At 60.3% G+C, this 24,081-nt stretch carries 23 protein-coding genes and 2 pseudogenes; 9 read left to right on the top strand and 16 right to left on the bottom strand.

From position 1 onward, the window contains the following. Nucleotides 1–4 precede the first annotated feature (4 nt). The 3 genes from C3F36_RS06470 to C3F36_RS06460 all read left to right on the top strand — a co-directional run bounded on the left by C3F36_RS06470 (nucleotide 5) and on the right by C3F36_RS06460 (nucleotide 3,417). Nucleotides 5–1,729 (top strand): SLC13 family permease, encoded by a 1,725-nt coding sequence (locus C3F36_RS06470; RefSeq protein ID WP_104454736.1) that lies wholly within the window; start codon nucleotides 5–7, stop codon nucleotides 1,727–1,729. Between the two features lie 346 nt (nucleotides 1,730–2,075). Beyond that, a complete protein-coding gene (gene cysC / locus C3F36_RS06465) occupies nucleotides 2,076–2,669 on the top strand; it encodes an adenylyl-sulfate kinase (RefSeq protein WP_104454735.1) in 594 nt (197 codons plus the stop codon). Nucleotides 2,670–3,177: 508 nt separating this feature from the next. After that, a complete protein-coding gene (locus tag C3F36_RS06460; protein ID WP_104454734.1) occupies nucleotides 3,178–3,417 on the top strand; it encodes a hypothetical protein in 240 nt (79 codons plus the stop codon). A 241-nt stretch (nucleotides 3,418–3,658) separates the two neighbouring features. Here the strand turns inward: C3F36_RS06460 and C3F36_RS06455 are convergent, their stop codons facing one another. From C3F36_RS06455 to C3F36_RS06385, 14 genes and pseudogenes are all read right to left on the bottom strand, one after another. Next, nucleotides 3,659–4,006 (bottom strand): hypothetical protein, encoded by a 348-nt coding sequence (locus tag C3F36_RS06455; RefSeq protein ID WP_104454733.1) that lies wholly within the window; start codon nucleotides 4,004–4,006, stop codon nucleotides 3,659–3,661. Between the two features lie 72 nt (nucleotides 4,007–4,078). Continuing rightward, nucleotides 4,079–5,026: an IS30-like element ISAs2 family transposase gene (locus tag C3F36_RS06450; RefSeq protein ID WP_104454191.1), complete on the bottom strand. Its 948-nt coding sequence runs from the start codon at nucleotides 5,024–5,026 to the stop codon at nucleotides 4,079–4,081. A gap of 1,217 nt (nucleotides 5,027–6,243) precedes the next feature. Continuing rightward, complete coding sequence (gene istB / locus C3F36_RS06445) at nucleotides 6,244–6,999, bottom strand: IS21-like element ISAs27 family helper ATPase IstB (RefSeq protein ID WP_043851824.1); 756 nt, start codon at nucleotides 6,997–6,999, stop codon at nucleotides 6,244–6,246. A gap of 22 nt (nucleotides 7,000–7,021) precedes the next feature. Next, entirely contained in the window at nucleotides 7,022–8,587 is a 1,566-nt protein-coding gene (istA, locus tag C3F36_RS06440; protein ID WP_043851823.1) for an IS21-like element ISAs27 family transposase, read from the bottom strand. A 125-nt stretch (nucleotides 8,588–8,712) separates the two neighbouring features. Further along, nucleotides 8,713–9,126 (bottom strand): annotated as a pseudogene (locus C3F36_RS06435) (methyl-accepting chemotaxis protein); the annotation flags it as partial. Nucleotides 9,127–9,184: 58 nt separating this feature from the next. Continuing rightward, nucleotides 9,185–10,102 (bottom strand): IS5 family transposase, encoded by a 918-nt coding sequence (locus C3F36_RS06430; protein WP_104454370.1) that lies wholly within the window; start codon nucleotides 10,100–10,102, stop codon nucleotides 9,185–9,187. A 78-nt stretch (nucleotides 10,103–10,180) separates the two neighbouring features. After that, nucleotides 10,181–11,295, bottom strand: a pseudogene (locus C3F36_RS24085) (methyl-accepting chemotaxis protein); the annotation flags it as partial. Between the two features lie 237 nt (nucleotides 11,296–11,532). After that, entirely contained in the window at nucleotides 11,533–12,381 is an 849-nt protein-coding gene (locus C3F36_RS06420) for a TIGR03899 family protein (RefSeq protein WP_041213881.1), read from the bottom strand. 121 nt (nucleotides 12,382–12,502) lie between these two features. Next, entirely contained in the window at nucleotides 12,503–12,979 is a 477-nt protein-coding gene (locus C3F36_RS06415) for a DUF3299 domain-containing protein (RefSeq protein WP_104454732.1), read from the bottom strand. 31 nt (nucleotides 12,980–13,010) lie between these two features. After that, entirely contained in the window at nucleotides 13,011–14,258 is a 1,248-nt protein-coding gene (locus tag C3F36_RS06410; RefSeq protein WP_052815241.1) for an ABC transporter permease, read from the bottom strand. 58 nt (nucleotides 14,259–14,316) lie between these two features. Continuing rightward, nucleotides 14,317–15,003 (bottom strand): ABC transporter ATP-binding protein, encoded by a 687-nt coding sequence (locus C3F36_RS06405; protein WP_039040841.1) that lies wholly within the window; start codon nucleotides 15,001–15,003, stop codon nucleotides 14,317–14,319. 4 nt (nucleotides 15,004–15,007) lie between these two features. Continuing rightward, the gene (locus C3F36_RS06400; protein ID WP_104454731.1) at nucleotides 15,008–15,604 is read right to left on the bottom strand and encodes a DUF2796 domain-containing protein; all 597 of its coding nucleotides are present in this window, start codon (nucleotides 15,602–15,604) and stop codon (nucleotides 15,008–15,010) included. A 371-nt stretch (nucleotides 15,605–15,975) separates the two neighbouring features. After that, entirely contained in the window at nucleotides 15,976–16,518 is a 543-nt protein-coding gene (locus C3F36_RS06390; protein ID WP_104454729.1) for a YtfJ family protein, read from the bottom strand. Between the two features lie 205 nt (nucleotides 16,519–16,723). Next, the gene (locus C3F36_RS06385) at nucleotides 16,724–17,602 is read right to left on the bottom strand and encodes a hypothetical protein (protein WP_042880471.1); all 879 of its coding nucleotides are present in this window, start codon (nucleotides 17,600–17,602) and stop codon (nucleotides 16,724–16,726) included. Nucleotides 17,603–17,725: 123 nt separating this feature from the next. Here C3F36_RS06385 and C3F36_RS06380 point away from each other — a divergent pair, with 123 nt between their 5' ends. Next, nucleotides 17,726–18,076 (top strand): hypothetical protein, encoded by a 351-nt coding sequence (locus C3F36_RS06380; RefSeq protein WP_010675583.1) that lies wholly within the window; start codon nucleotides 17,726–17,728, stop codon nucleotides 18,074–18,076. 24 nt (nucleotides 18,077–18,100) lie between these two features. Here C3F36_RS06380 and ppa read toward each other — a convergent pair whose 3' ends face one another. Beyond that, entirely contained in the window at nucleotides 18,101–18,631 is a 531-nt protein-coding gene (gene ppa / locus C3F36_RS06375) for an inorganic diphosphatase (protein ID WP_005335667.1), read from the bottom strand. 233 nt (nucleotides 18,632–18,864) lie between these two features. Here ppa and mpl point away from each other — a divergent pair, with 233 nt between their 5' ends. Continuing rightward, nucleotides 18,865–20,235 (top strand): UDP-N-acetylmuramate:L-alanyl-gamma-D-glutamyl-meso-diaminopimelate ligase, encoded by a 1,371-nt coding sequence (gene mpl, locus C3F36_RS06370; protein WP_104454728.1) that lies wholly within the window; start codon nucleotides 18,865–18,867, stop codon nucleotides 20,233–20,235. Continuing rightward, nucleotides 20,232–20,843, top strand: coding sequence for a flavin prenyltransferase UbiX (locus tag C3F36_RS06365; protein WP_104454727.1), 612 nt, complete (start codon nucleotides 20,232–20,234; stop codon nucleotides 20,841–20,843). Before mpl ends, C3F36_RS06365 begins: the two co-directional genes overlap by 4 nt. A 72-nt stretch (nucleotides 20,844–20,915) precedes the next feature. On the opposite strand, the gene C3F36_RS06360 is transcribed toward C3F36_RS06365, so the two are convergent. After that, nucleotides 20,916–21,530: a TetR/AcrR family transcriptional regulator gene (locus C3F36_RS06360; RefSeq protein ID WP_029314803.1), complete on the bottom strand. Its 615-nt coding sequence runs from the start codon at nucleotides 21,528–21,530 to the stop codon at nucleotides 20,916–20,918. A 201-nt stretch (nucleotides 21,531–21,731) separates the two neighbouring features. On the opposite strand from C3F36_RS06360, the gene hpt reads away from it, so the two are divergent. The 3 genes from hpt (at nucleotide 21,732) to C3F36_RS06345 (ending at nucleotide 24,062) form a co-directional block, all read left to right on the top strand. Continuing rightward, nucleotides 21,732–22,262 (top strand): hypoxanthine phosphoribosyltransferase, encoded by a 531-nt coding sequence (gene hpt / locus C3F36_RS06355; RefSeq protein ID WP_010675579.1) that lies wholly within the window; start codon nucleotides 21,732–21,734, stop codon nucleotides 22,260–22,262. 112 nt (nucleotides 22,263–22,374) lie between these two features. Next, nucleotides 22,375–23,292, top strand: a complete 918-nt coding sequence (locus C3F36_RS06350; protein WP_045521939.1) for an ABC transporter ATP-binding protein — start codon at nucleotides 22,375–22,377, stop codon at nucleotides 23,290–23,292. Then, nucleotides 23,289–24,062, top strand: coding sequence for an ABC transporter permease (locus tag C3F36_RS06345; RefSeq protein WP_010675577.1), 774 nt, complete (start codon nucleotides 23,289–23,291; stop codon nucleotides 24,060–24,062). Before C3F36_RS06350 ends, C3F36_RS06345 begins: the two co-directional genes overlap by 4 nt. Nucleotides 24,063–24,081 lie beyond the last annotated feature (19 nt).

Raw genomic sequence — 24,081 nt, 5'->3', positions numbered from 1 at the left:
GCCCATGACCTGGCAACAATCCCTGGTGCTGGGTCTGCTGGCTGCCCTCGTCGCCCTGCTGATCCAGGGCAAACTCCGGCCGGCGCTGCTCTTCTCGGGCGCCGTGCTCATCACCTACCTAAGCGGCCTGGCGGACATCAACGCCGTGGTGGCGGGCTACACCAACAGCGCCCTGCTGACCCTGGTGTTGCTGCTGCTGGTGTCGCTCGCGGTGGAGAAGACCCGGGTCATGAGCTGGTTTGCCAACCTGGTGGGCACCGGCTCCTTCAACAAGGTGCTGGTGAAGGTGTGGTTTTCCACCGCCTTCCTGTCGGCGTTCGTCAACAACACCGCCGTGGTGGCGTCCATGCTGGGGGCGGTCAAGCGCAACCCCAACCATGCGCCCTCCCGGCTGCTGTTGCCCATGTGCTTCGCGGCGACCTTTGGCGGCGTGCTGACCCTGATCGGCACCTCCACCAACCTCATCGTCAACAGCTTCCTCATCAAGATGGGGGCCAAGCCGCTCGGCATGTTCGACTTCTTCATGGTGGGGGCGGGGACCCTGCTGACCGGCCTCATCGCCGTGCTGCTGTTTGCCCGCCACCTGCCGGAGCAGGACACCGAGATGAGCCGGGAATCCGGCTATTTTCTCGAGGCCAAGGTGGGCCCCGGCTCGCCCATGGCCGGGCGCAGCGTCAAGGAGAACGGCCTGCGCAGCCTCAAAAGCCTCTATCTGGCCGAGATCATCCGGGGCAACCAGGTGATCTGCCCGGTGCAGCCGGAACACGAGCTGCACGAGGGGGACATGCTGCTGTTCTGTGGCGACGTGGAGAGCGTCGGCGTGTTGCAGGAGCTCAAAGGGCTGGATCTCTACGGCCAGCACCGCCTCAACGGCCAGCACCTGGTGGAGGTGATCGTCAGCCACAGCTCGCGCCTGGTGGGGCAGACCATCAAGGATGCGGAGTTTCGTACCCACTTCGATGCGGTGGTGCTGGCGGTGCGCCGGGGCGAGACCCAGCTCACCGGCGGCCTCGGCCAGATTGAACTGCACGCAGGGGATACCTTGCTGCTGGCACCCGGCCCCAAGTTTGCGGGCAACAAGTCCCTCTCCCGGGAGTTCGTGGTGGTGAGCGGGCTGGAGGCCTCCACCCGGCTCGATGCCATGCGCAGCGCCGCCGTGGTGGCGGGGTTCCTCGGGGTGCTGACCCTGTCGGTGCTCGATCTGGTGCCGCTCTTCAAGGGGCTGCTGGTGATGCTGGTGGTGCTGCTGTTTTCACGCATCCTGAGCCTGGACGAGATCCGCCGCCGCTTTCCCCTGGATATCTGGCTGGTGGTGGGCGGGGCGCTCGCCATCGCCGATCAGCTGGAGAAGAGCGGCCTGGCCAAGCTCATCGCCGACTGGCTGATGGGGGAGTTCAACGGGGCCAGTCCCTTTATCGCCTTCGTGGGGATCTATCTGTTTACCCTGGTGCTGACGGAGTTGATGAGCAACAACGCGGCGGCGGCGCTGGCCTTCCCCATGGGATTCCAGCTGGCGCTCAGCATGGACGTCTCCACCATGCCGTTCATTCTGGCGGTGCTGTTCGGGGCGAGTTCCAGCTTTATCCTGCCCTACGGCTACCAGACCAACCTGATGGTCTATGCGGCGGGCAACTACAAGATGCCGGATTATCTCAAGCTGGCCCTGCCGGTCTCCCTGGCCTACAGCATCGGGGTGATCGTCATGGTGCCCCTGCTGTTTCCGTTTTAAGGTCTGATACCGGGGAATGTGTTAAGGGCTGCTTATGTTAAAGCGGCTTTTATCAAGGCTGCTTATGATGCAGGGGAGTGCCAGGGCACTGGCATCCAGGCGTGAGCGCCAATCAGGGGGGTTGCATGCGCAATAGCAGGGCATCAGCACCTTGCCGCCTCATGGTGCGAGGCGGCTCCCCGCGGTAGCGGACAGTTTTCAGTATTGCGGCGTGAGCGCCGATCAAGGAGTGTTGGATGAGCAATGCCATGACATCAGCACGTTGTCGGCTGATAGTCCGAGGTGGCTCCCTGTGGTGCCGGACAGTTTAAGTTTTGAGGCGTGAGCGCCAATCAAGGAGTGTTGGATGAGCAATATCGTGTGGCATGCCCATGCCGTCGACAAACAGAGCCGGGCCGAACAGAAGGGACAAAAGCCCCTGGTGATCTGGTTCACCGGGCTCTCCGGGGCGGGCAAGTCCACCCTGGCGGGGGCACTGGAGCAGGCGCTGGCCGCCTCGGGCAAGCACACCTATCTGCTGGATGGGGACAATGTGCGCCACGGCCTGTGCGGCGATCTGGGCTTCGATGACGCCGCCCGCCAGGAGAATATCCGCCGGGTCGGCGAGGTGGCAAAACTCATGGTGGATGCGGGCCTGATCGTCCTCACCGCCTTTATCTCGCCGTTTCGTGCCGAGCGGGACTTGGTGCGTAATCTCGTGGGTGAAGGGGAATTTGTCGAGGTGTTTGTCGATGCGCCCCTTAGCGTGTGTGAAGAGCGCGACCCCAAGGGGCTCTACAAGAAGGCGCGGGCAGGGGAAATTCGCAATTTTACCGGTATCGACTCCGCCTACGAGGCGCCGGAACAGCCGGAAATCCATCTGCTCAACGCCGGCAAGCCGGTGGAAGCGCTGGTGGATGAGCTGCTGACTGCGCTGCGCCAAAGGGGGCATATCGACTGATGTCGATGTGCTTCACCGAGCATTGATAGAAGAGGGGGCCTTGGCCCCTTTTTCTATTTCCCTCAGAGTGGATAGGCGGGAGGGGGGGTTGATGCGGCTGCGCCGTATGGGATGCGAGGACCTTGTCCTCGAAGGGATTTCGCCCGCCCTACGGGCTATGGCGAGTGACTTTTCTTTGCGTGGCCAAAGAAAAGTCACCAAAAGAAAGGTTACCCTCGCCGATTCGCTCTCCTTCGTCGAGTACCCTCACCTCTACCACAGCACCGACGGCACGCGCCGACGGGCTTCCATGACCCGCCGTCACTCGCTCGACATCCTTGTCTCGCGACCTAGTGCAGTGGCCTCGTCTCGGCGAATCAGAGGGGACCAATACAGTGCCCGTCTGTGACAATGGGGATAGTTCGCCAATCGGTTGGCCGCTATGTGGCGCTCAGAACGGTGGGTGTTCCAATTTCACCCATGATATGCATCGATCATCACAAAAGTGGTAGGCTAGGGATTGTTGCGAGTGAGCCAAAAACAGAGGGGTGGGGTGGTGACTGCAGGCAAGAATGACATTTCCGATGACGTTGATTTTTCTGAGGTGTTTAGTGGTGTCGATATTAATGAAATTGTTAAACCCTTTCAGGAATATACTCAGGCCTTAAGTTTATTTTTTACAACATACACGCCTGAAACTAGGGAAGGTGCGAATAAGTCATATGGCACGAGAGCATTTACTGGTAACCCATTGATATTAAATGACTAAAATTTTCATTTTTTGTTCGTGGGATACTTGTTCGCACTTTCCCTTACCGAGCAGGTCAACATGAGCAAGAGTAAAGATATTGCGCGGACTTGCATCTTGTTTCCTGATAGTCATGATAGAGGCAGTTCGTTAATCGGTGCTGAAACCTTCATTCCTCTTGAATGGATAGAAGGGCTGAGGAGGCGTAGTGAAAACCGCCCCAGCCCGGCTTTTATTGGTTCTCGCACCTTGTTATCAGCGATTAACCACCAAATTCACGGCTAATAATTTGTGTGGGGACAACATTCTCTGGCAAGTCACTCGACATTTTTTGAGCAAGTTCACCAGCCAAACCAAACGCGTTGTCAATGGGGTCGACCTTCATTCCGCTTTCGACAGCCAACTCCAAAAACTTCTTGCCAATCTGATTGCACGTATCAACCCAGTTTTTGGGCAGCTCCCCCATGGTGAGCTTGGGTTGACAGACCAGTTGAAATGTATTTTTTCCTTCTTGTATTTGAAATGCCACATCAACAAATTCACTTTTATATGGGTTGGCTAGCGCACTTGAACTAAGTAAAAACACAGCACCAATAGAGGATTTTTTCATGACACGTCCTTGTGAATAGTAATGCCCACCAAGGGGCTGATCGCGAATTCAACTTCGAAGTGCGACACTCGCCTATGCCGCCTGACAGTACTCTTCGAATACCTTGACAGGCTGCCTGAATCCGAGACATTTCCGAGGTCGTAGGTTGAGCCACTGCTCCGCTCTCCTGACATCCTCGTCCGTGACCTCTCTCAGGTCTGTTCCCTTTGGGATAAACTGCCTCAACAGCCCATTGCTGTTCTCGTTCAGACCGCGCTCCCACGAAGAGTAAGGGTGCGCAAAGTAAGTCTCGGCACCCAGCGCTTCCTCTATCGCCTTGTGTTCGGCAAACTCGCCGCCGTTGTCAAAGGTGATGGTATGCACCTGCTCGATGTAGGGCGTTAACATCTCGATTATCGCATCCCGCACCACCCCAGCCTGTTTGCTCGCGACCCGCTTGACCAGATAGAGCCGGCTCTTGCGCTCCACCAGGGTGACCAGTGCACCTGTGCCTTGCTTGCCCAGCACCGTGTCCGCCTCCCAATCACCGAGCCGCTCCCGGCTATCGACGATAGCCGGCCGTTCATCAATAGAGCGGGCTTCCTTGATGGGAGAACGCAGGCTGCTCGCCCCCTTGCGGTAGCGCTTGTGGCCCTGGCGCAGATGGCGGTACAACTGGCCACCCCGGGCTTTGTCGGCGGCCACATGGCGGTATATCCACTCGTGACTCACCATGAGGCCTATCTGCTTGCCCACCGCGCTTATCTGCTCCGGGCTCCACCACCAGGCGAGTGTCAGCTCGACAAACTGGATGACATCGGCAGATAGCCGAGATTTGGCCGCACTGGCCCGTCGGTGGGTGGCGTGCTGATGCGCATTGTCTGGCTGGTAGCCCTGCGGCCCGGCGTTACGACGCAGCTCCCGGTAGAGGGTGGAGCGATGAACGCCAATGGCGCGTGCGGTGGCAAGGATGGACATCCCCTGTGCGCGAAGCACCGATAACTGGTATCGTTGCCCCTCGGTCAACTGCTGATAGCTCATGGTGATACTGCTTTTACTTTGGCGAGCATAAGGGTACCACCAATCAGCAGTTGGCCACCTCTCGCCATTCATCCATGAGTGTCGCACTTATTATCTGAATTCCCGGATAACATACAACCGCTAAACTCTGCGGCAACAAAAATAACCATTTAGGTCAATGGGACTGAAAACACCGAGCGATGACAGTTTCTCTTGGCACATCGATTATGCATCCGTTTCTCGACCAGGTTCCCTCTGGATTTTGGTCTCATTGCCAATCAATATACTCTTGAGGTGGTCGTTCAATATCGATCATGTGTGCAGCAGAAAATAGAATTTCAACGCCAAAACCGAGAGGGACATCAACCTCATCAGGAACAATACAACGTGGCTGCAAGTCCAGTCTGACTTTGGTTGCATCACCTATTTTTAGTTACCGTTCGACCCCATCCGTCTTTATCCCACTCTGGTTCACGTGACCATGCTCGTTTGTTGGGCGCCGCTGCGCTCTGCACCAACCGGCAAAAAACACGCTACCGCCCCTGAATTTCAGCCTCCAGCCTGCTGCGCTTTTCCTGTGGATCCGGTCTGGTTCATGGCTGACTCCGACAAGAGGTGATCCCGATTGCCATGTTACCGAACGGAGCTGGTTAGGGAAGGGGGATCGGGTGATTTCTCGGGCAAGATCAATAAATTGGGGGGCAGCGGGGCCTGCGGCAGGTTGGATAAGAGGGATCTCAAGGCGCAACGTTTTCCCGCTCAACGCTCAACGCTCAACGCTCAACGCTCAACGTTCAACGTTCAACGCTCAAGGCCCACGATTCACGGTGTATGGATGGGGGAGTGAGCGAGGTCATTGCCCTGCCGAGGGCCATGCGGTGCAGTCGAGAGGGTCGGCCTGGCACGGACAAGCAGGTGGTTGGGAGGGGGCGAAAGACCCGCGGGTTCAGTCGAGGACTCGAATTTGAAACCCGCTCAGACGCCCATGCACCACCCAAAAGAGGGGCCCGCTGCCGGTGACGGCAGGGGCCCGTTTTTATTGTTAGCGCACGGTCTTTGGGTCTGGTTTCCTCCGTGAAGGCTTAGCGGGCGAGCAGGGGCTGGCCGCTGGTCAGGGCGGTGCTGGTTGGCCGGGTGGCGGGATGCTGCTGAAACTGGTGGCTAATAACATCATGTCGATCAGCCAATAACATCATGCCGATCACTTTTTTTCTGCCCGCGTTTATAGCGTCTTCCTTTTACTCCGCCTGATCGGCATCGGTCAAGTTGGCGCCCTGTTTTCTCATCGATTCTCCCGTTAAGGTCACGCGCACCGCTCTGTGGATCAGTCGGTCCAAGATCGCCTCGGCGAAGGTTGCCTCTCCGATCATCCCGTACCACTTCTCCACCGGCAATTGGCTCGCCACTATCGTTGAGACGTTGCCGTAGCGGGTATCGATGATCTCCAGCAGGTTGCTGCGTTCGCTCGCGTCCAGCATCTCCATGCCCCAGTCATCCAGGATCAGTACCCCTATGTTGCTTACCCGCTCCAGCAGTTTCGGATAGCTGCCATCCGCTTGGGCCAGTCGCATCTCTTCAAGTAGGGTTTTCAGCCGGTAATACCGCACGCCCACTCCTTGCCGGATAAAGTAACGGCCCAGGGCACACGCCAGGTAACTCTTGCCACAGCCTGCCGCGCCCGTTAGCAGCAGGTTTTGTTGATGACTCAGCCAGTGTCCTTCCAGCAGTTGGCGGATCTGCGCTTTGCTCACGCCTCGACCCGCCCGATAGTCGAGCTGCTCCACCTGTCCGGCTAGCCGGAACCGGGCTTGCTTCTCCAGGCGGTTGGTTTTCCTCTGCTCCCGCTGCACCAGCTCATGGCTCAGTAATAGTTGCAGCCGCTCTTCAAAACCCATATCCAGGTACAGCATGCTCTGGGCCTGCTGCTGGTTCAGAGCCTGTTTCATGCCGCTCAAGTGCAGGCGGCTTAGTTGTTCATCGAGGTGTAATTGCATCGGCTTCTCCTGATCCGTGGGGTTAGTGGAAGTAGTGCTCGCCATGGACATTGTCATGACGGATGTCTTGCAGCGGATCCTGTCGCTCGTTGGCAATGAGTTGTTGCTCCTCCAGGCCATGCTTGAGCATGCTGCGGATGTTGTGCAGCCGGTTGGCGCCGGTCAGGTGCCCCCGGAGGCAGGCCGCTTCCAGCCGCTCCTTGCCATAGGTTTTGCTCTGCCCCAGCAAGGCCAGGCAAGGGCGCACCGCTTGCGTCGAATGCTCTGCCTGCCGGATAAAGCCATCCACCCAATGCGTGGTGTAGGGGCCGATGGACGCCGCCCAGCCAAGCAGTCGCTCTGGCGACCACTCCAGCAGTGCCTGATGATGCGCGGGCATGTGTTCACGCAGGCTGCTGTGCTGGCCTTTGTGATGACTCCGCTGGTGTTCGGCCACGATCTTGCCCGCGTGGTACAGCGTGACGGTATGCTCGGCCAGATGCGCCTCCAGCCGCTTGCCCTGCAAGGCATAGGGCACTGAGTAATAGTGCTTTTCCAGATCGACGTGGTAGTCCTTACCAACCAGCACCGGCACTACTTTGGTGTAGTGATAGGGATAATCCGGCAACGGCTTGAGCGCCGGTGCATCGAGCTCGGCAAACAGTGAGGCACGGCAGCCAGGCAGCTTCTGGAAGGATTTCTGGTTGAGCCGGGTCAGCAGTTCACCCATTCGCTGATTGAGCTGGGCCAGGCTATGGAAGGTTTCATGACGCAGCACCGCCAGGATCCAGCGGGTGACGATCTGCACGCCCACCTCCGCCTTGGACTTATCCTTCGGCTTGCGGGGCCGCGCGGGCATGATCGCCGTACCGAAATGGGCCGCCAGCATCTGGTAGGTAGGGTTGAGATCCGGATCGGTATTGCGCGCCACGCTGACGGCACTCTTGAGGCAATCAGGTACCACCAATTGCGGCACACCGCCAAAGAACTCGAAAGCGCGCTTGTGGCTCATCACCCAGTCATCGAGCTGCTGGGAGCGGGTGGCCTCGGCAAAGGTGTAGTTGGAGGCCCCCAGCACGGCGACAAAGATCTGGGCCCGGTAAAGGATCTCGCCGGTATGCGGATCGACAATGGGCATGGTCTGGCCGCAGTAGTCGACAAAGAGTTTTTCGCCCGCAATATGGGTCTGCCGCATCGAGGGTTGCAGCAGCGCCGCCCACTCTTTATAGAGCCGACAGAAGTGGTTGTAGCTGTAGTGGGAGCCTGGATGGCGCTCGGCGTACTCCTGCCATAGCAGCTCGAGGGTCACGCCTTTTTGACCTGGTTTTTTGAGTTCCTGATGCAACAAGGCCCAGTTGGGAGTGGGTTTGTGCTGAGTTTTATGGACAGAGCAGGTCTTGAGAAATGCGCGCTCCAGGGAGACATCATCCCAGGACTCAGACAGGGGCCAGGTCATGATACCCAGTTGAGCCGCCCGGTTGAGGTAATAGGATACGGTGCTAGGAGAGATATGCAGGCTGAGGGCGATCTGCCGATGAGCCAGTTGAGCCTGATATTTAAGGCGAAGAATTTCTTTGAGTTTTCTCACAGTGATAGGCCTCGCAGACATGCACGTTCCTCTGTTGGAGCAGATGGGAAAGTGCGGGTTTAACGAAGCGGGGAGAAAAAGTCACCAATAACATGGATGCCGATCATGGTTTCCCATCGAGGGTAAAAAGTGATCGGCGTGGGATGTTATTGAGTGATCGGCATGGATGTTATTACGTGATCGGCATGAATGTTATTGAGCGATCGCCATGCGTGGGAATATGCAACTGGCGCACCAGCCGCTCCAGGTCCCCGAGCTGCTTCACGAGGGCAATGATGCCCCTGCACGGCGTGGCGGCTGCCCTGGCTGGAGTCATCGGCCAGACGCTTGATGTCCAGCACGCTGTGGTGGATGTCCTGGGTGACCAGGGATTGCTCCTGCACCGCCTGGGCTATCTGGTTGCTGCCTGCGGTCACCTGCAACAGGCGTTCGCTTATCTGTTGCAGGATATCGCCGGTGGAGGATTGGGTCTTGATGGCCAGGGTGCGGATTTCGTCCGCCACCACCGAGAAGCCGCGACCGGACTCGCCCGCCCGGGCCGCCTCGATGGCCGCATTGAGGGGGCGTTGTTGATCAAATCCGTCGCTGGATGGCCGTTCCCCAACCCGTTGATACCACTCAATTCACTGGCTGGCGAACAGGCATACCAAGCCCTATCAGCTTGTTCATCACCTTCACGCCAGCCAGGATTTCGCCCACCTGGGCGTTGTAGTTCCGCAGGCTCAGCGTTGGCCCGATGAGTTGCTTGAACCGGTACATGGCGGTCTCGGCTATCGAGCGCTGGTGATAGCCGGAGTCTTTCTTCCATTGCTTCAGTTCACCGGCCTTGAGCGCCGTCACCGCCTCGTTGCGGGGATGGCCTTCCTCCCACGGTGCCGCATTTTTTCTCGGCGGTATGGTGGCTTTCGCCCCCTTCTTCTTCAGTAGCGCATGACAGGCCTTGGTGTCATACGCACCATCGGCGCTGACCTGTTTTATCTTGCGTCGTAAGGGGTTGAGCAACGTCGGTAACACCTCGTTATCCGCCACCGTCTCCAGGCTGACTTCGGCAGCGATGACCGCATGGGTTGTGGCATCCACCGCCAAGTGGAGCTTGCGCCACACTCGTCGCTTCTCCTTGCCGTGTTTGCGAATTTTCCATTCGCCTTCGCCATAGACCTTGAGGCCGGTGGCATCAATGACCAAGTGAGCCACCGGGCCTTGGCTGGGGACGCGGTACTTGATGTCGACGGTCTTGGCGCGCTTGCTGATACAGCTATAGTCCGGCGACTGCAAAGGCACCGCCATCAGTTGGAACAACGAGTTAATGAAGCCTTCTAGCGCCCGCAGCGGCAACTTGAACAAGCCTTTTAGCATCAGGGCCGTCTCAATGGCGGTGTCACTGTAGTGGAAACCTCTCCCTCGGCGGCCATGGTGGACCAGGCAATGCCACTGCTTAATGGCTTGTTCGTCCATCCAGATGGTCAACGAACCGCGTTGCACCAAGGCTTGGTTGTACTGCTGCCAGTTGCTGATCTTGTGCTTGGACTTGCCCATCTGATGCTCTCGGAGACTGCGCTACAGGATCAGATCACCGAGATGACAGATAGTTCCCCGATTTGAGCAACAAGGCCCATTGAGGGCCAGCAGGTTGGTCTGGTTGGCGATGTTGTTGATGACGTCCAGGATGCCGTCGATGGCGCGGCACTGGCTGGCCAGCGCCTCTATCACGGCGCGGGAGGTGAGCAGCTCGCCGTGAACCCCTTCCACCGCCGCCACGGTATCGAGCACGCTGCGATTGCCCTCCCGAAACAGCACGGCGGTGTTGTCCAGGCTGTCCGAGGAGGCGCTCGAGCTGTGGGAGACTTCGCGAATGGACGCCGTCATCTCGGTGATGGCGGTCGCGACCTGGTTGGTCTGGGCCTGCTGTTGCTGCAGGTTGCCGGTGATGGACTCGGCATTGTTCAGATCCGTCTGCGCCGCCTGCACGATCTGCTGGCAAGTCTGCTGGGTGCGGGCCAGCACCGCATTGAACTCGGCCTGGTTCATCTTCATGGCGAGCTCGACGGCAGCCAGACGATCGACCCGGCCGGTATACAGCAGTTGCATCAAGGGGTTGTCGAAACGGTGGCGGGCCAGGGTCTCCAGCCGGGCGAGGCGCCGGGAGAGGGTCTGGCAGATGACGAGCGCAACTACCAGTGGCAGGGCGCCGATGAGCAGAGGCCAGCCCGGGCCGTGCTGATAGCCGAGGGTGACCAGGCTGGCCAGCAGCGCCATCAGGCAGAGGTGGATCCCCAGGGTGTGGCAGCAGGGAGGCAGGCGCAGGGCCGGGGGGTCTTGCCGCGGCGCATTTCTTCATAGACCCGCTCCGCACGCTGCTTGATCGCGTCGTCCGGCGCCGTGCGCACCGACTGGTACTCCACCACCTTGCCGCTTGCGTCCTGAATGGGGGTGACGAAGGCGTTGACCCAGTAGTGATCCCCGTTCTTGCAGCGGTTCTTGACCGGGCCCATCCAGCTTTTGCCTTCCCGCAGATGGCGCCACATGTCGGCAAACGCCTGGGGCGGCATGTCGGGGTGGCGGACCAGGTTGTGGGGTGCCCCTTGCAGCTCCTCCAGGGTGAAGCCGGCTATCTGGCAGAACTCGTCGTTGGCATAGGTGATGCGGCTCTCCAGATCCGTGGTGGAAATCAGGTTCTGGTGCGACGGGTAGAGGCGCTCACGCTGGGTAACGGGTTGATTGACTCTCATGGTACTTCCTGCCTGACAGAGGAAAGAGAGTCTGGTTGCAATTCGTACACCAGAGTGCCCAAAAACGCTTAAATTGCGCTCTATATGTCTCTTTTGCGCTCAAAACCCGTAGTGGGGGGAACATGGCCCGGGCTCGCGTCTGCCCCGGCCGTCAGGATTCGCTTTTTGGGAGCCGTTTTGGCAATGGCGGGGCGGGTTTCGCAATTTGGCAAGGCGGGGCAGGGGCCTCCGCCAGCCTCAGGCGGGCAGATCCGGCTCGCTGACCGGGGCCGGTATCTGGGTCTCTATCTGCAGATGGGTGGAGAGCAGGGTCTTCAGATCCTGCAGGTACTCCTCCAGGGGGGGCTCGTCCAGCAGCAGGGCAAGCTCGTTGCCGATGGGGGTGAGCCGGTAATAGAGCAGGGTGAGGTTGCTCTGGCGTTGGCGCAGACGCCAGCGCTGGTTGCCAAAGGCCAGCTCGACCCCGTCGGCGGGCAGGGGACCGGATTCGAGCTCGCCACGGTGCAGCAGCCCGAGATCGCACAGCAGCAGCAGGGCGCTGTAGGGCACCCGGTATTTGCCGAGCCCCATCCGGGTGACCTTGGCGCGACTGAGCAGGCTGGCCCCCTTGTGCATGCCCAGCAGCAGGCGCTGCTCGTCGCTGCCCTCGTAGTGGCAGGAGAGGGCGCAGATGCGCTGGAACAGCTGGGCTTCGCGCTGGGTCATCTCCTTGAGGGTGTTGAGGGCCCGGATGGAGAAGCGGCCCGGGGTCGCCACTTCCAGGGCGAAGATGCGGCCCCACAACTGCTGCATGGGGGTCATGCTGATGTCTTCGGCCAGTTGCAGGAAGCGCGTGAGCCAGTCGCTGTCTATCTCGCCGCCGGCGGCAGTCTCTTCGCAGTGGCGCGCGGCCATCACCATGATGGATTCCAGATTGCGCTGGCGGGTGGCCTGCTCCGCCAGCTGGCGAAAGGTGGCGCGCTGCTCGAAGGTGCTGTCGCTGTTGCGGGTGAGCATGCCATCGATGCCGCGGCTGCGGGCCAGGCGCAGGGTCTGCTCCTGGCTGCTCAGGATGGAACTCTCTTTCTTGGGGGGCAGGTCAGCCATGCTGGCTCCGTGATGGCAAGGTCTGGTAGTGAATGTTACTCCAACCAGATCCATGAACAATCCCTTTGCCGGGGTCGTCACGGGATAAAAAAATGGCCTCCCGGGGGAGGCCATCAGGGGCTCACTCTTCGTAGACGCTGACCTCGACCGCGTCCATGGAGTAGGAGGCGGTGGCCATCTCGTGGCTGGAGCTGACGGTGTGCATCTTGCCCTTGACCCAGATGGCGTCCCAGAGGTCATCCACCGGCGCCCCCTTGGGGTAGCTCACGTAGATCACCTGGTTGGTGGGCGGGGGCGGCACGTGAATGCAGGCGCCGAAGTAGGGAACCAGCAGGAAGGCGGTGATGGTCTTGGCATCCCCCTCCAGGGGCACCACGAACCCGGGGATCCGCACCTCCTGATTGTCCAGCTTCTTGTTGACGCCCCCCACCGGCTGGGGCACCGAGGAGAAGTCGCCGTCATGGCTGACCTGGGGCGGTGGCAGCAGTTTTTCCCCCTCCGGGATGAGGATATCCCAGTCGATGGTCTTGTAATCTGCGGCCATGGCAGGCAGCACCAGCAGGCTGGCCAGCAGCACCACTATTTTCCACTTCATCATCTGTTCTTCTCTCTTGGTCGGATGCGTCGGGTCAGACGCGAATGCTCATGCCGTCGCTCAGGCTGTAGCGGTAAGCGCGGGCGGCAGGCAGCAGCCCGATCACCATGCCCGCCAGCCAGACCAGGCCCAGCAGTTGCCACTCATAGGCGCTCGGCAGACCCAGGCTCATTTGCAGGCCATAGTGGCTGAGCAGCCAGGGGCTAGCAAGCCCCTGACCGAGATAGAGCGCGGCCACCCCGAGGGCGATGCCCGCCGTGGTGAGCGCCATCGCCTCCAGCGCCAGCAGCAGGAAGAGGTGGGCAGGGCCCGCCCCCAGCGAGCGCAGAATGGCGAGTTCGCGGCGCCGCTCGTTGAGGCCGGCGAGCAGGGTGGTCAGCATGCCGATGAGGCCCGCCACCACCACGAAGCCCGCGATCACCGACAGGGCGGTCTCCGCCACGCTCATCAGCCCCCAGAGCTCCTGCAGGGCGGCTCCCGGCAGGATGGCCATCAGGGGCTCCCTGGGATAGGTGTTGACGCTGCGCTGCAACTGGAACGCCAGGATCCGGTTGCTCAGCCCCACCATGAAGGCGGTGATGGTCTTGGGGGTGAGATCCAGCGCCATCGCCTGTTCCGGGGTCACGTTCTTGCTGTGACGACCGGTGTCCCAGCCCAGGTGGATCGCCTCTATGCCCGCCAGCGGCACATGAATGGTGCGATCGATGGGGGTGCCGGTGGGGGCCAGGATCCCCACCACCTTGAACGGCATGTTGTCATGCTGGCTGAACGAGGTGTTGCCGGCGCCATGGGCGATGACGATGGATTGATCCAGGTGATAGCCGAGCTTTTCGGCCACCTGGGCACCCAGCACCGCTTCAAACGGTGTTTCGAAGGGGCGACCTTCGCGCATGACGAGCGCCTGCTGCTGGCCGTACTTCAGGTGGGTGAAGTAGTCACCGTTGGTGCCGAGCACGCGAAACCCCTTGTGGGAGTCGCCAAGGGAGAGGGGGATGGTCCAGGCGATGCCGGGCCTGGCCTTGATGGCCTGGTAGGAGTCCCAGCCCACGTTGTTGGTGGGGTTGCCGATGCGAAACACCGAATAGAGCAGCAGGTTCACCTGGCCGGAGCGGGCGCCGACGATGAGATCGGTGCCCGAGACGGTGTTGGCGAAGCTGTCCCGTGCCTGACTGCGCACCCGCTCCACCCCGAGCAGCAGGGTGACGCTGATGGCGACGGCCAGCAGGGTGAGCCCGGCGGTGAGGCGACGGGCCCAGAGACTTTGCAGGGCGAGTTTCAGCATGAAAGCCTCCGCAGTGAAGGGGAGATGGCCGGACGGGCTGCGAGATGATGGCGTGTGGTCATGCCGCCCTCCGGTTGAGCTGTTGCAGGTTCTCCACCCGGGGGAAGAGGGGCTCCAGATAGGGATCGTGACTGACGAAGACCAGGGTAGATCCCTGCTTGTCGCACTCCTCGAACAGCAGCCGGATGAAGGCGGCCCGGTTGTCGGTGTCCAGGGCCGAGGTGGGCTCGTCGGCGATCACCAGAGGAGGGGAGCCTATCAGGGCGCGGGCGGCGGCAACCCGCTGCTGCTGGCCGATGCTGAGGGCGTGGACGGGGCGATGGAGCGCCTCATCCGGCAGTTGCAGTTCTGCCAGCAGGCGGCGCGCCTCCTGCTCGGGGCTCCCTGTCAGGCGGGCCCGCTTGGCGGGTGAAAAGGTGAGGGCAGCGGTGACGTTGTCCTGCACCGAGAGAAACGGCAGCAGATTGAACTGCTGGAAGATGTACCCCAGATTGGCCGCCCGGAACTGGTCACGGGCGCGGCCGGAGAGCCGGGCCAATGGCTGGCCCAGCACCTCCAGGGTGCCGTGGTTGGCGGTCTGGATACCGGCCAGCAACCCGAGCAGGGTGGACTTGCCACAACCCGATGGGCCCTTGATGAAGACGCGCTCACCCTCGTGGATGCGAAGGGCGGGCAGATCGAGGACGGCTTCGTGACCCGGCCAGGCAAAGGCCAGATCACGGATCTCAACCACGGCATGTTTCATGGTGTTACCAGCCCAGTTTGTTGGCGGACGGAGTCAGTTCGGCGGCGGTCTGGCCGGTGGGCAGTATGCCCTGCACGCTCAGCTTCTCCAGGCTCGGGTAGAGGCTGAACAGGGTGGCCTCGAGACCGGTGAGCTTGGCCGGGGTAGCGCAGGTGTAGGTGTACATGGCTCCCATGTCCGCATGGCCCGCGTCGACGTGATGGTGTTCATCGTGAGCGCCATCAGCCTTGTCGTGCTCGTGCTCGTGCTCATGGTCATGGTCATGGTCATGGTCATGATCTTCCTTGGCGGCCTGCAGCTTTTGCAGGGTCAGCTTGCAGCCGGCGGCCGGGTCGAAACGGAAGAGGGCGTCGGGCTGCTGGAGGCGGGCCACCGCCTTGGCATACTGCGCTTTCTCCTCATCGGTGTTGGCGGCATGCTCGAAGCCCACCAGATCGGCGGCAGGGGCCTGCAACTCGATCATCAGCTGGTTGCCGTCGAGTACCAGGTTGAGGTGGCCGTGACCGTGCTCATGGGCACCGTGGCTGTGGCTTTCGTGTTCGTCGTGATGGGCCTGGGCGCCGAAGGCGGCAGCGGCCAGCAACAGGGTGACTGCTTTCATCGTTAATCCTTTTGAATAAATAGAGAAAAGATTGGTTCAAAAAAAAGAAACAATGAAGGGGCGGCGGGGCGCGGATACGGCGATGTCCCGTGGTGCCGGTGGCCGCCCTCGGTTGGGGAGTGCCGATATACCGGTCGATGCCAGAGGAGAGGGGAGGGAGAACGGGGGTCGGCGTCAGTGCCAGCTTGCCATCCAGATGCAGGACGCAGAGGGTGCAGGCATGACTGTGATCGGGCAGGGCAGCTTCAAGGGGGTGCTGTGCCAGCGCCGGTTGCATCCACAACCAGCCCAGCAGCAACACCCAGATTGTCAGTGTGGAACGACCCATAGACCCTTGTGGAAAGGGCGCCATCAGCGCCCTTCTCTCTGATTCAGAGATGGGACTGGATGAGCCCCATCACCTTGGTTATCTCGGCGGCATCGAGCTGGCCATCTTTGGCAAACAGCACCTTGCCCTCTTTATCCAGCAGTATGATGGCCGAACTTTCCGGCGTGAGCGCCCAGGCGTTGCGGGCCATCCCCTTGGCATCCAGCACCATGGCGGACCAGGGGAACTCTTTCTTGCTGTCCTCGGCACTGCTCTTCACGAAACCGGACGTTCCCCAGATGGCGTCATTGCTATTGATGATGGTGACGGTCTGGTACTTGTCGTGGGGCAGCTTGGCCGCCTTGATCGCCTCGATCATGGGGGCATTGAGCTCCTTGGCGCTGGAGCGACCCGCGATGTGCTGGATCAGGAAGACCTTGCTGGTCAGGACCTTGCTCTGCCAGGGCTGATAGCTGATCTCCTTCTCCTTGAGCACCAGCTCCCCCTTGTCGCTGATGTTGACCAGCGGCACCTGGGTTGATTCCTTGATGTTGTGGGCCATGACCAGGGTTGGCAGCAGCGCCAGAGTAAGCACGAGATGTTTCATCCGGATGACACTCCTTTGTGATGTTATAACGATTTTTGGGTCGAGGGAATGGGACCCTGAACATCCTAAACTGATCGGATCTGTTTAAAAAGTGTTAAATAATGCAGGGTGCGACGGTGATCTTGTCAACATGGGCGCCATCCCCCCAATGACGGCGGCAAGGATGGCATGTCATCCATCAAAAGCAAGTGATGGTCAGAAGAGGCTAGTAGAGCGGTTCGCTGATCAAGGGAATCTGGGCCATCGTCATCTGCTGGGCCAGCAGGGGAGAACCGGTGAGCAGCACGTGGCGCTGATTGCCGATCACCAGGGTGTCCCCCTCAAGGCCGCTGTCGGCCGTGATGGCGAGCCAGGCCGGCGAGACGCTGCCGATGCTGATGTTCGGATAGATGATGCTGAGGCTGTACTGGGGCGCCAGCTCCGCCAGCAGACTGGCCATGAGCAGCGCCTTCTCGTCGCTGTCGGCCTTGTTGTCCTGCAGGGCCTGCAAGGGCGGAGCGAAGTGGTCCATCTGCTCGGGCGGGGTGGGGATGCCGCTCAGCCACTCCTGCAGCAGGATGACGCTGGTGGCGAGATCCTTGGCCGAAAACTGCTGTGCCAGGGGTTTGAGGTCTCCCTTGAACTGATAGAACAGCTGGGAGTAGTTGGGGCGCACACAGGGCAGCTTCTGGTTGGCCGGGTGAACGCAGGGCTGGACCCGCATCTCGTAGAAGGCGTCCTCTTGATATTGCCGGTAGGCCTGCCAGAACTGGGCGGATTCGAGGCTGCTGTCGTGAAGGGTAAAGGCCTGTTCCAGGTTGCGGAACTTGGTAGCCGTCTCCGGGCTGTGCTGGTTGATCTGGTTGATGCTGTTGTAGAGGCGCGGACTGATGTAGGAGTAGAGTGTTTCCAGCGGGAAGTTGAGGGCGGTGTCGAGCTGTGTCATCTCGTGACGGCTGGCTGAAAAGGTGCGCTCATCTGCCGTCAATTGCAGGTGCTTTTGCTGACCATCCGCAGATTGCCACTGCCAGCTCAGGTTGATCTCGTTGGCCTGCGCCATGGTGCCGAAGAGCAGACTGCACAGAAAGCCTTGTGCCAGTTTCATGGTGCGCCTCCGCCTGGGTTGATAATAAACAACTAGGTGAGTGACCGGCATTTGGATTGGTCTGGTGACAGATATATTGGTAATTATCTGATCTGACTTTAAATTTAATTCAGGAAATAAGTCATGGGGGAAATCATCATGAAGCTTGTTTCACGGTTTCTGCTGATATTGGTGGCCACGCCGGCGCTGGCGGGGCAGGTCATCGTCAATCAGGGATTGTCCAGCGCGGATACCTTCGCCCTGCGGGATCAGCTGGCCCGGGAGCATGAATGGCAGGAGTGGCTGCGCTTCCAGCAGGCCATCAAGTGGCTGGAGGTGCTGCCGGTCAACTGCGATCTGGTGGGAGGTGCCGGTCAGGAATATCGCTGCGGTGATGACTATTACCGCCCCTATCGGCAAAACGGGCGCGACCTCTATATCCAGGGGGATCCCCCCGGAGCGTCCCCGCAACGACCAATAAAAAAGGCGCCATAAGGCGCCTTTTTGCGAGGAATACGCTTATTTTGCAGCGTAACGCTCGGCAGAGGTCTTGATCTCGGCTTCGGCAGCGGCCTTGTCGCCCCAACCTTCCACCTTGACCCACTTGCCCGCTTCCAGCTCTTTGTAGCGCTCGAAAAAGTGCTGGATCTGGGCTTTCAGCAGCTCTGGCAGATCGTTCACATCCTGGATGTGATCGTACTGCTTGGTCAGCTTGGAGTGGGGTACGGCCACGATCTTGGCGTCTTCGCCAGATTCGTCGGTCATCTTCAGCACGCCGACCGGGCGGCAGCGGATGACGGAGCCGGCCAGCAGCGGGTAGGGAGTCGGAACCAGCACGTCGACCGGATCCCCATCCAAGGACAGGGTGGCGTTCACGTAACCGTAGTTGCACGGGTAGAACATCGGGGTGGACATGAAACGGTCAACGAAGATGGCGCCGCTGTCCTTGTCGACTTCGTATTTGATCGGGTCGGCGTTCTGCGGGATTTCGATGATGACGTAGATGTCGTCAGGCAGGCTCTTGCCGGCCGGTACCAGGTTCAGGCTCATGACGTTTCCTTTGAGTGTTGGAGTCAAGTTTGCAGGCCGACATTATAGCGATGTCCCGTCAAATGACCATATTTCAAGGGCCGGGTGGCGTGCTGGAGGGTGGCTTTTACCCGCGCTTGCCAGATTTCTGTCGTCTGCGGGCGCCGATGCCTTCGCTCCCCATGGGCGCGGCTTGTGCCACCGGGTCAACAGACCCTAGAATGCGCACTCCCTTTACTGGAAAAGGCAGCGGTATGCACATTCACATTCTCGGGATCTGCGGCACCTTCATGGGTGGTCTGGCGGTGTTGGCAAAACAGCTTGGCTATCGGGTGACCGGCTCCGACGCCAACGTCTATCCCCCCATGAGCACCCAGCTCGAGCAACAGGGCATCGAACTGACCGAAGGCTACGACCCCTCCCAGCTCGATCCGGCGCCGGATCTGGTGGTGATCGGCAATGCCATGAGCCGTGGCAACCCCTGTGTGGAATATGTGCTGGACCGCAATCTGCCCTATATCTCCGGCCCTCAGTGGCTGCTGGAGCACGTGCTGAAGGATCGCTGGGTGCTGGCCGTGGCGGGCACCCATGGCAAGACCACCACCGCCAGCATGCTGGCCTGGGTGCTGGAGTATGCCAAGCTGGAACCCGGTTTCCTCATCGGCGGCGTGCCGGGCAACTTCCCGGTTTCCGCCCGTCTTGGCTCGGCTCCCTTCTTTGTGATTGAAGCGGACGAATATGACTGCGCCTTCTTCGACAAGCGATCCAAGTTTGTCCACTATCACCCGCGCACCCTGGTGATGAACAACCTGGAGTTCGACCACGCTGACATCTTCCCGGATCTCGCCGCCATCCAGCGCCAGTTCCACCACCTGATGCGCACCGTTCCGAGCAACGGCCGGGTGCTCTTCCCCAAAGGCGATGACAACCTTACCGCCGTGCGCGAGATGGGCTGTTGGAGCGAGGTGGAGCTGGTGGGCCAGGACGACGCCAAGTGGAAGGCGGTGAAGCTGGCCGATGACGGCTCTGCCTTCGAGGTGTGGCTGGATGGTGAAAAACAGGGGGAGGTGCACTGGGAGTGCATCGGAGAGCACAACGTCAACAATGGTCTGATGGCCATCGCCGCCGCCCGTCATGCCGGTGTCATGGTGGAGCACGGGATCAACGCCCTCTGCCAGTTCAAGTCCCCCAAGCGGCGCATGGAGCTGAAAGGGGAAGTGGCCGGCATCAGCGTCTATGACGACTTCGCCCACCACCCCACCGCCATCGAGACCACCCTGGGCGGCCTGCGCGCCAAGGTGGGTAAGGCCCGCATCCTGGCGGTGCTGGAGCCCCGCTCCAACACCATGAAGCTCGGGGTTCACAAGGAGGAGCTGGCCGGTTGCTTCGACGGTGCCGACGAGGTGTTCTTCTTCCAGCCCCCCAACATCGGCTGGGATCTGGGGGAGGTGACGGGCCACATGACCCGGCCTGCCCGGGTATTCGAGGTCCTTGATGCCCTGATTGGCGCCCTGGTGGCCGAGAGCCGCCCAGGGGATCATATTCTGATCATGAGCAACGGCGGGTTCGGCGGCATTCACGACAAGCTGATCGCCCGCCTCAAGGAGCTGCAGAGCGCATCATGAACAAGGCCATCACCCTGGCGCTGACCGGCGCCTCCGGCGCTCCCTATGCCCTGCGCCTGCTGAAATGCCTGGTGCTGGCGGACTATCGGGTCTTCCTGCTCGCCTCCTCGGCGGCCAGGGTTGTGCTCAAGACCGAGCAGCAGCAGGATTGGCCGGGCTCCCCCAAGGAGCTGTCGGCGTACCTCTGTCGCCATTATGGTGCCAAAGAGGGTCAGATCGTCGCCTGTGGCAAGGAGGAGTGGTTCTCGCCGGTGGCTTCCGGCTCGGCGGCCCCCAAACAGATGGTGGTCTGCCCCTGCTCCATGGGCACCGTCTCGGCCATTGCCAACGGCACCTCGGACAACCTGCTGGAGCGCGCGGCGGACGTGGTGATCAAGGAGCGGGGCCAGCTGATTCTGGTGCCCCGGGAGAGCCCCTTCTCGGCGATCCATCTGGAGAACATGCTCAAGCTTGCCCGTCTTGGCGTGACCATCATGCCGGCGGCGCCAGGGTTCTACCATGAACCCAAAAGCATCGAGGATCTGGTGGACTTCATGGTCGCCCGCATCCTCGACCACCTGGGTGTCGAGCATGAGTTGACCAGTCGCTGGGGTTATGCCAGCCACTGATACGGTGGGGAGCGGACAAAAAAGCGGCGCCGGGCGTAAAGCCCGGCGCCGCTTTGTCAACATCTGCGCGAGTCAGCTGGCCTGGATGGGGGCCGTCACGTACTTGAACAGGAAATCCGTCACCTCTTCCCGGCTCGGACGCTGCGGCTGATTGATCATCTGCATCATCACATAGCCAAAACCGGTCAGGGAGCGGGCCAGATCCTGCGCCGACAGCACGCTCTGGATCTCGCCGTTGTCGATGGCCCGTTGCAGGTGGGGGGCAATGCGCTCCAGCGCCTTGTCCAGCAGCCGGGTGTAGCGAGGCCACACTTCTTCCCGCACCGAGGAGCTCCACTCCAGCCAGATGCTGGCGTGATCGGGCTTGTCATAGGCGGCGTCAACGAACAGCTTCACGTGGCGGTGAATGCTCTCCCTGGCGGAGCCCTGACCGTTGTAGGCCTGTTCGAGGATCTGCTGTACGAAGGCTTCGATTTCTGTCAGCACTTCGTCGACCAGATCTTCACGAGTATTGAAATAGTTAAAAACGGTCGCAACCGAGACCTTTGCCTGTTCGGCTATCTCGGCATGCCCCGCACGGCCGATGCCGCGACGGGAAAATACCTCGACGGCACACTCCATCAATTGATCACGGCGAGCCTCCGGCGAAAGCCGGGTTCGACGTCTTATTTCTGCGCGTGGTTCCATAGTTTTTTCATCTAATAGTTATTGATTATGGTGTTTATAGTATTGTCACCGATAATGCCCGAAGGCTTGCTAACTCTATCAATTAAAATAAGCCGATAAAAGCATCACGTATGCCTGACGCCCACTGGTTGGAGTGGTAGAATCCTCGGTTTTGACGTTAATGAACGGCCAATAACCCTTTGGTCATTATTGGAGTATGTGATGAAACACATTGTCGAGGTGATGATCCCCGAGGCCGAGGTTGCAGCCCGGATCGCCACGCTGGGTGAAGAGATTACCGCCCGTTACCAGGGCTCCGAGGAAGTGGTCATGATAGGCCTGCTGCGCGGCTCCTGCGTCTTCCTGGCGGATCTCTGCCGTCAGTGCCAATTGCCCATCACCCTGGACTTTATGACTGCCTCCAGCTACGGCTCCGGTATGCACAGCACCCGTGACGTGCGCATCCTCAAGGATCTGGATGACGACATCAAAGGCAAGGACGTGGTGATCGTGGAGGACATCATCGACACCGGTTACACCCTCAACAAGGTGCGCGAGATCCTCTCCCTGCGCGAGCCGAAATCCCTGGCCATCTGCACCCTGCTGGACAAACCGTCCCGCCGCGAGGTTCAGGTACCGGTGGACTGGCTTGGTTTCTCCATCCCGGACGAGTTCGTGGTGGGCTGTGGCATTGACTACGCCCAGAAGTACCGTAACCTGCCTTTCATCGGCAAGGTGGTACCGCAAGAGTAAGCCGGGTCCGAAGTAGCAAGGCAGGCTGGCCGGCCCGCCATCGACTGTCTTCAGGCGGCGTCACAGCCGCCTTTTCTGTCTCGAGATGGGCTCATCCATCACAGGGGTTGCAATGAACGCATTGGAAATCAGCGGTCTGAAGAAGACCTATCAGGGGGGCGTCGAAGCCCTCAAGGGCATCGATCTCACCGTCAAACAGGGGGATTTCTTCGCCCTGCTCGGTCCCAACGGGGCGGGCAAATCCACCACCATCGGCGTGATCAGCTCACTGGTCAACAAGAGTGCCGGCAAGGTGAAGGTATTCGGTCATGACATCGATACCGATCTGGAGCTAGCCAAGTCCCAGCTCGGCCTGGTGCCCCAGGAGTTCAACTTCAGCCAGTTCGAGAAGGTGAGCCAGATAGTGACTCACCAGGCTGGTTTCTATGGAGTGCCGCGGGCCGAGGCCAAGGTGCGCGCCGAGAAGTACCTGCGCCAGCTCGATCTGTGGGACAAGCGCGACATGGCCGCCCGCACTCTCTCCGGTGGCATGAAGCGCCGGTTGATGATCGCCCGCGCCCTGATGCATGAGCCCAAACTGCTGATCCTGGATGAGCCGACCGCCGGGGTGGACATCGAGATCCGCCGTTCCATGTGGAGTTTCCTCAAGGATCTCAACGAGCAGGGGGTGACCATCATCCTGACCACCCACTACTTAGAAGAGGCCGAGATGCTGTGCCGCAACATCGGCATCATCGACAAGGGCCGCCTCATCGAGAACACCAGCATGAAGAGCCTGCTCGGCAAGCTGGGTCGCGAGACCTTCCTGCTGGATCTGGTGCCGGGCTCCAGCGTACCGGCCCTGCCCGAGTTCAACGGCCGGATGCAGGATGAGAACACCCTGGAAGTGGAGCTGGAGAAGAGCCAGTCCCTCAACAGCCTGTTCGAGCAGCTCTCCGCCCAGGGGGTGAAGGTGCTCAGCATGCGCAACAAGGCGAACCGGCTGGAAGAGCTGTTCGTCAATCTGGTAGAGGAGGGTCGCAAAGCATGAACCCCATGACCTATTACATCGCCTTCAAGAGCATTCTGGCCAAGGAAGTGAGCCGCTTCACCCGGATCTGGATCCAGACCCTGGTGCCGCCCGCCATCACCATGAGCCTCTACTTCGTCATCTTCGGCAACCTCATCGGCTCGCGCATCGGTGACATGGGGGGCTTCAGCTACATGGAGTTCATCGTGCCCGGCCTCATCATGATGTCGGTCATCACCAACTCCTACTCCAACGTCGCCTCCTCCTTCTACAGCGCCAAGTTCCAGCGCAACGTGGAGGAACTGCTGGTGGCGCCGGTGCCCAACTACATCATCATCGCGGGGTATGTGGGCGGTGGCGTGGCGCGCGGCCTCTGTGTCGGCCTCATCGTCACCCTGGTGTCGCTGTTCTTCGTGCCGCTGCAGATCCATCACCTGTTCAGCGTCTGCGTGACCGTGCTGCTCACCTCCATCCTCTTCTCCCTGGGGGGGCTCATCAACGCGGTGTTCGCGAAGTCGTTCGATGACATCAGCATCATCCCGACCTTCATCCTGACTCCCCTGACCTATCTGGGGGGCGTCTTCTACTCCATCACCCTGCTGCCGCCGTTCTGGCAGGGGGTTTCCCAGGTGAACCCCATCATCTACATGGTGAACGCGTTCCGCTACGGCTTCCTCGGGATCTCCGACGTGCCCCTCGGCACCGCCTATCTCATCATCATCGGCTTCATCCTGGTGCTCTACGGGATGGCCTGGTGGCTCATCTCCCGCGGCACCGGTCTGCGCCACTGAGGCGCACACCCGCCAGCAA

The organism is Aeromonas sp. ASNIH2, assembly GCF_002934795.1.
Lineage (GTDB): Bacteria > Pseudomonadota > Gammaproteobacteria > Enterobacterales > Aeromonadaceae > Aeromonas > Aeromonas caviae.
Note: the sequence above shows the minus strand (reverse complement) of the source record. Positions and strands in the feature narration are given on the sequence as shown.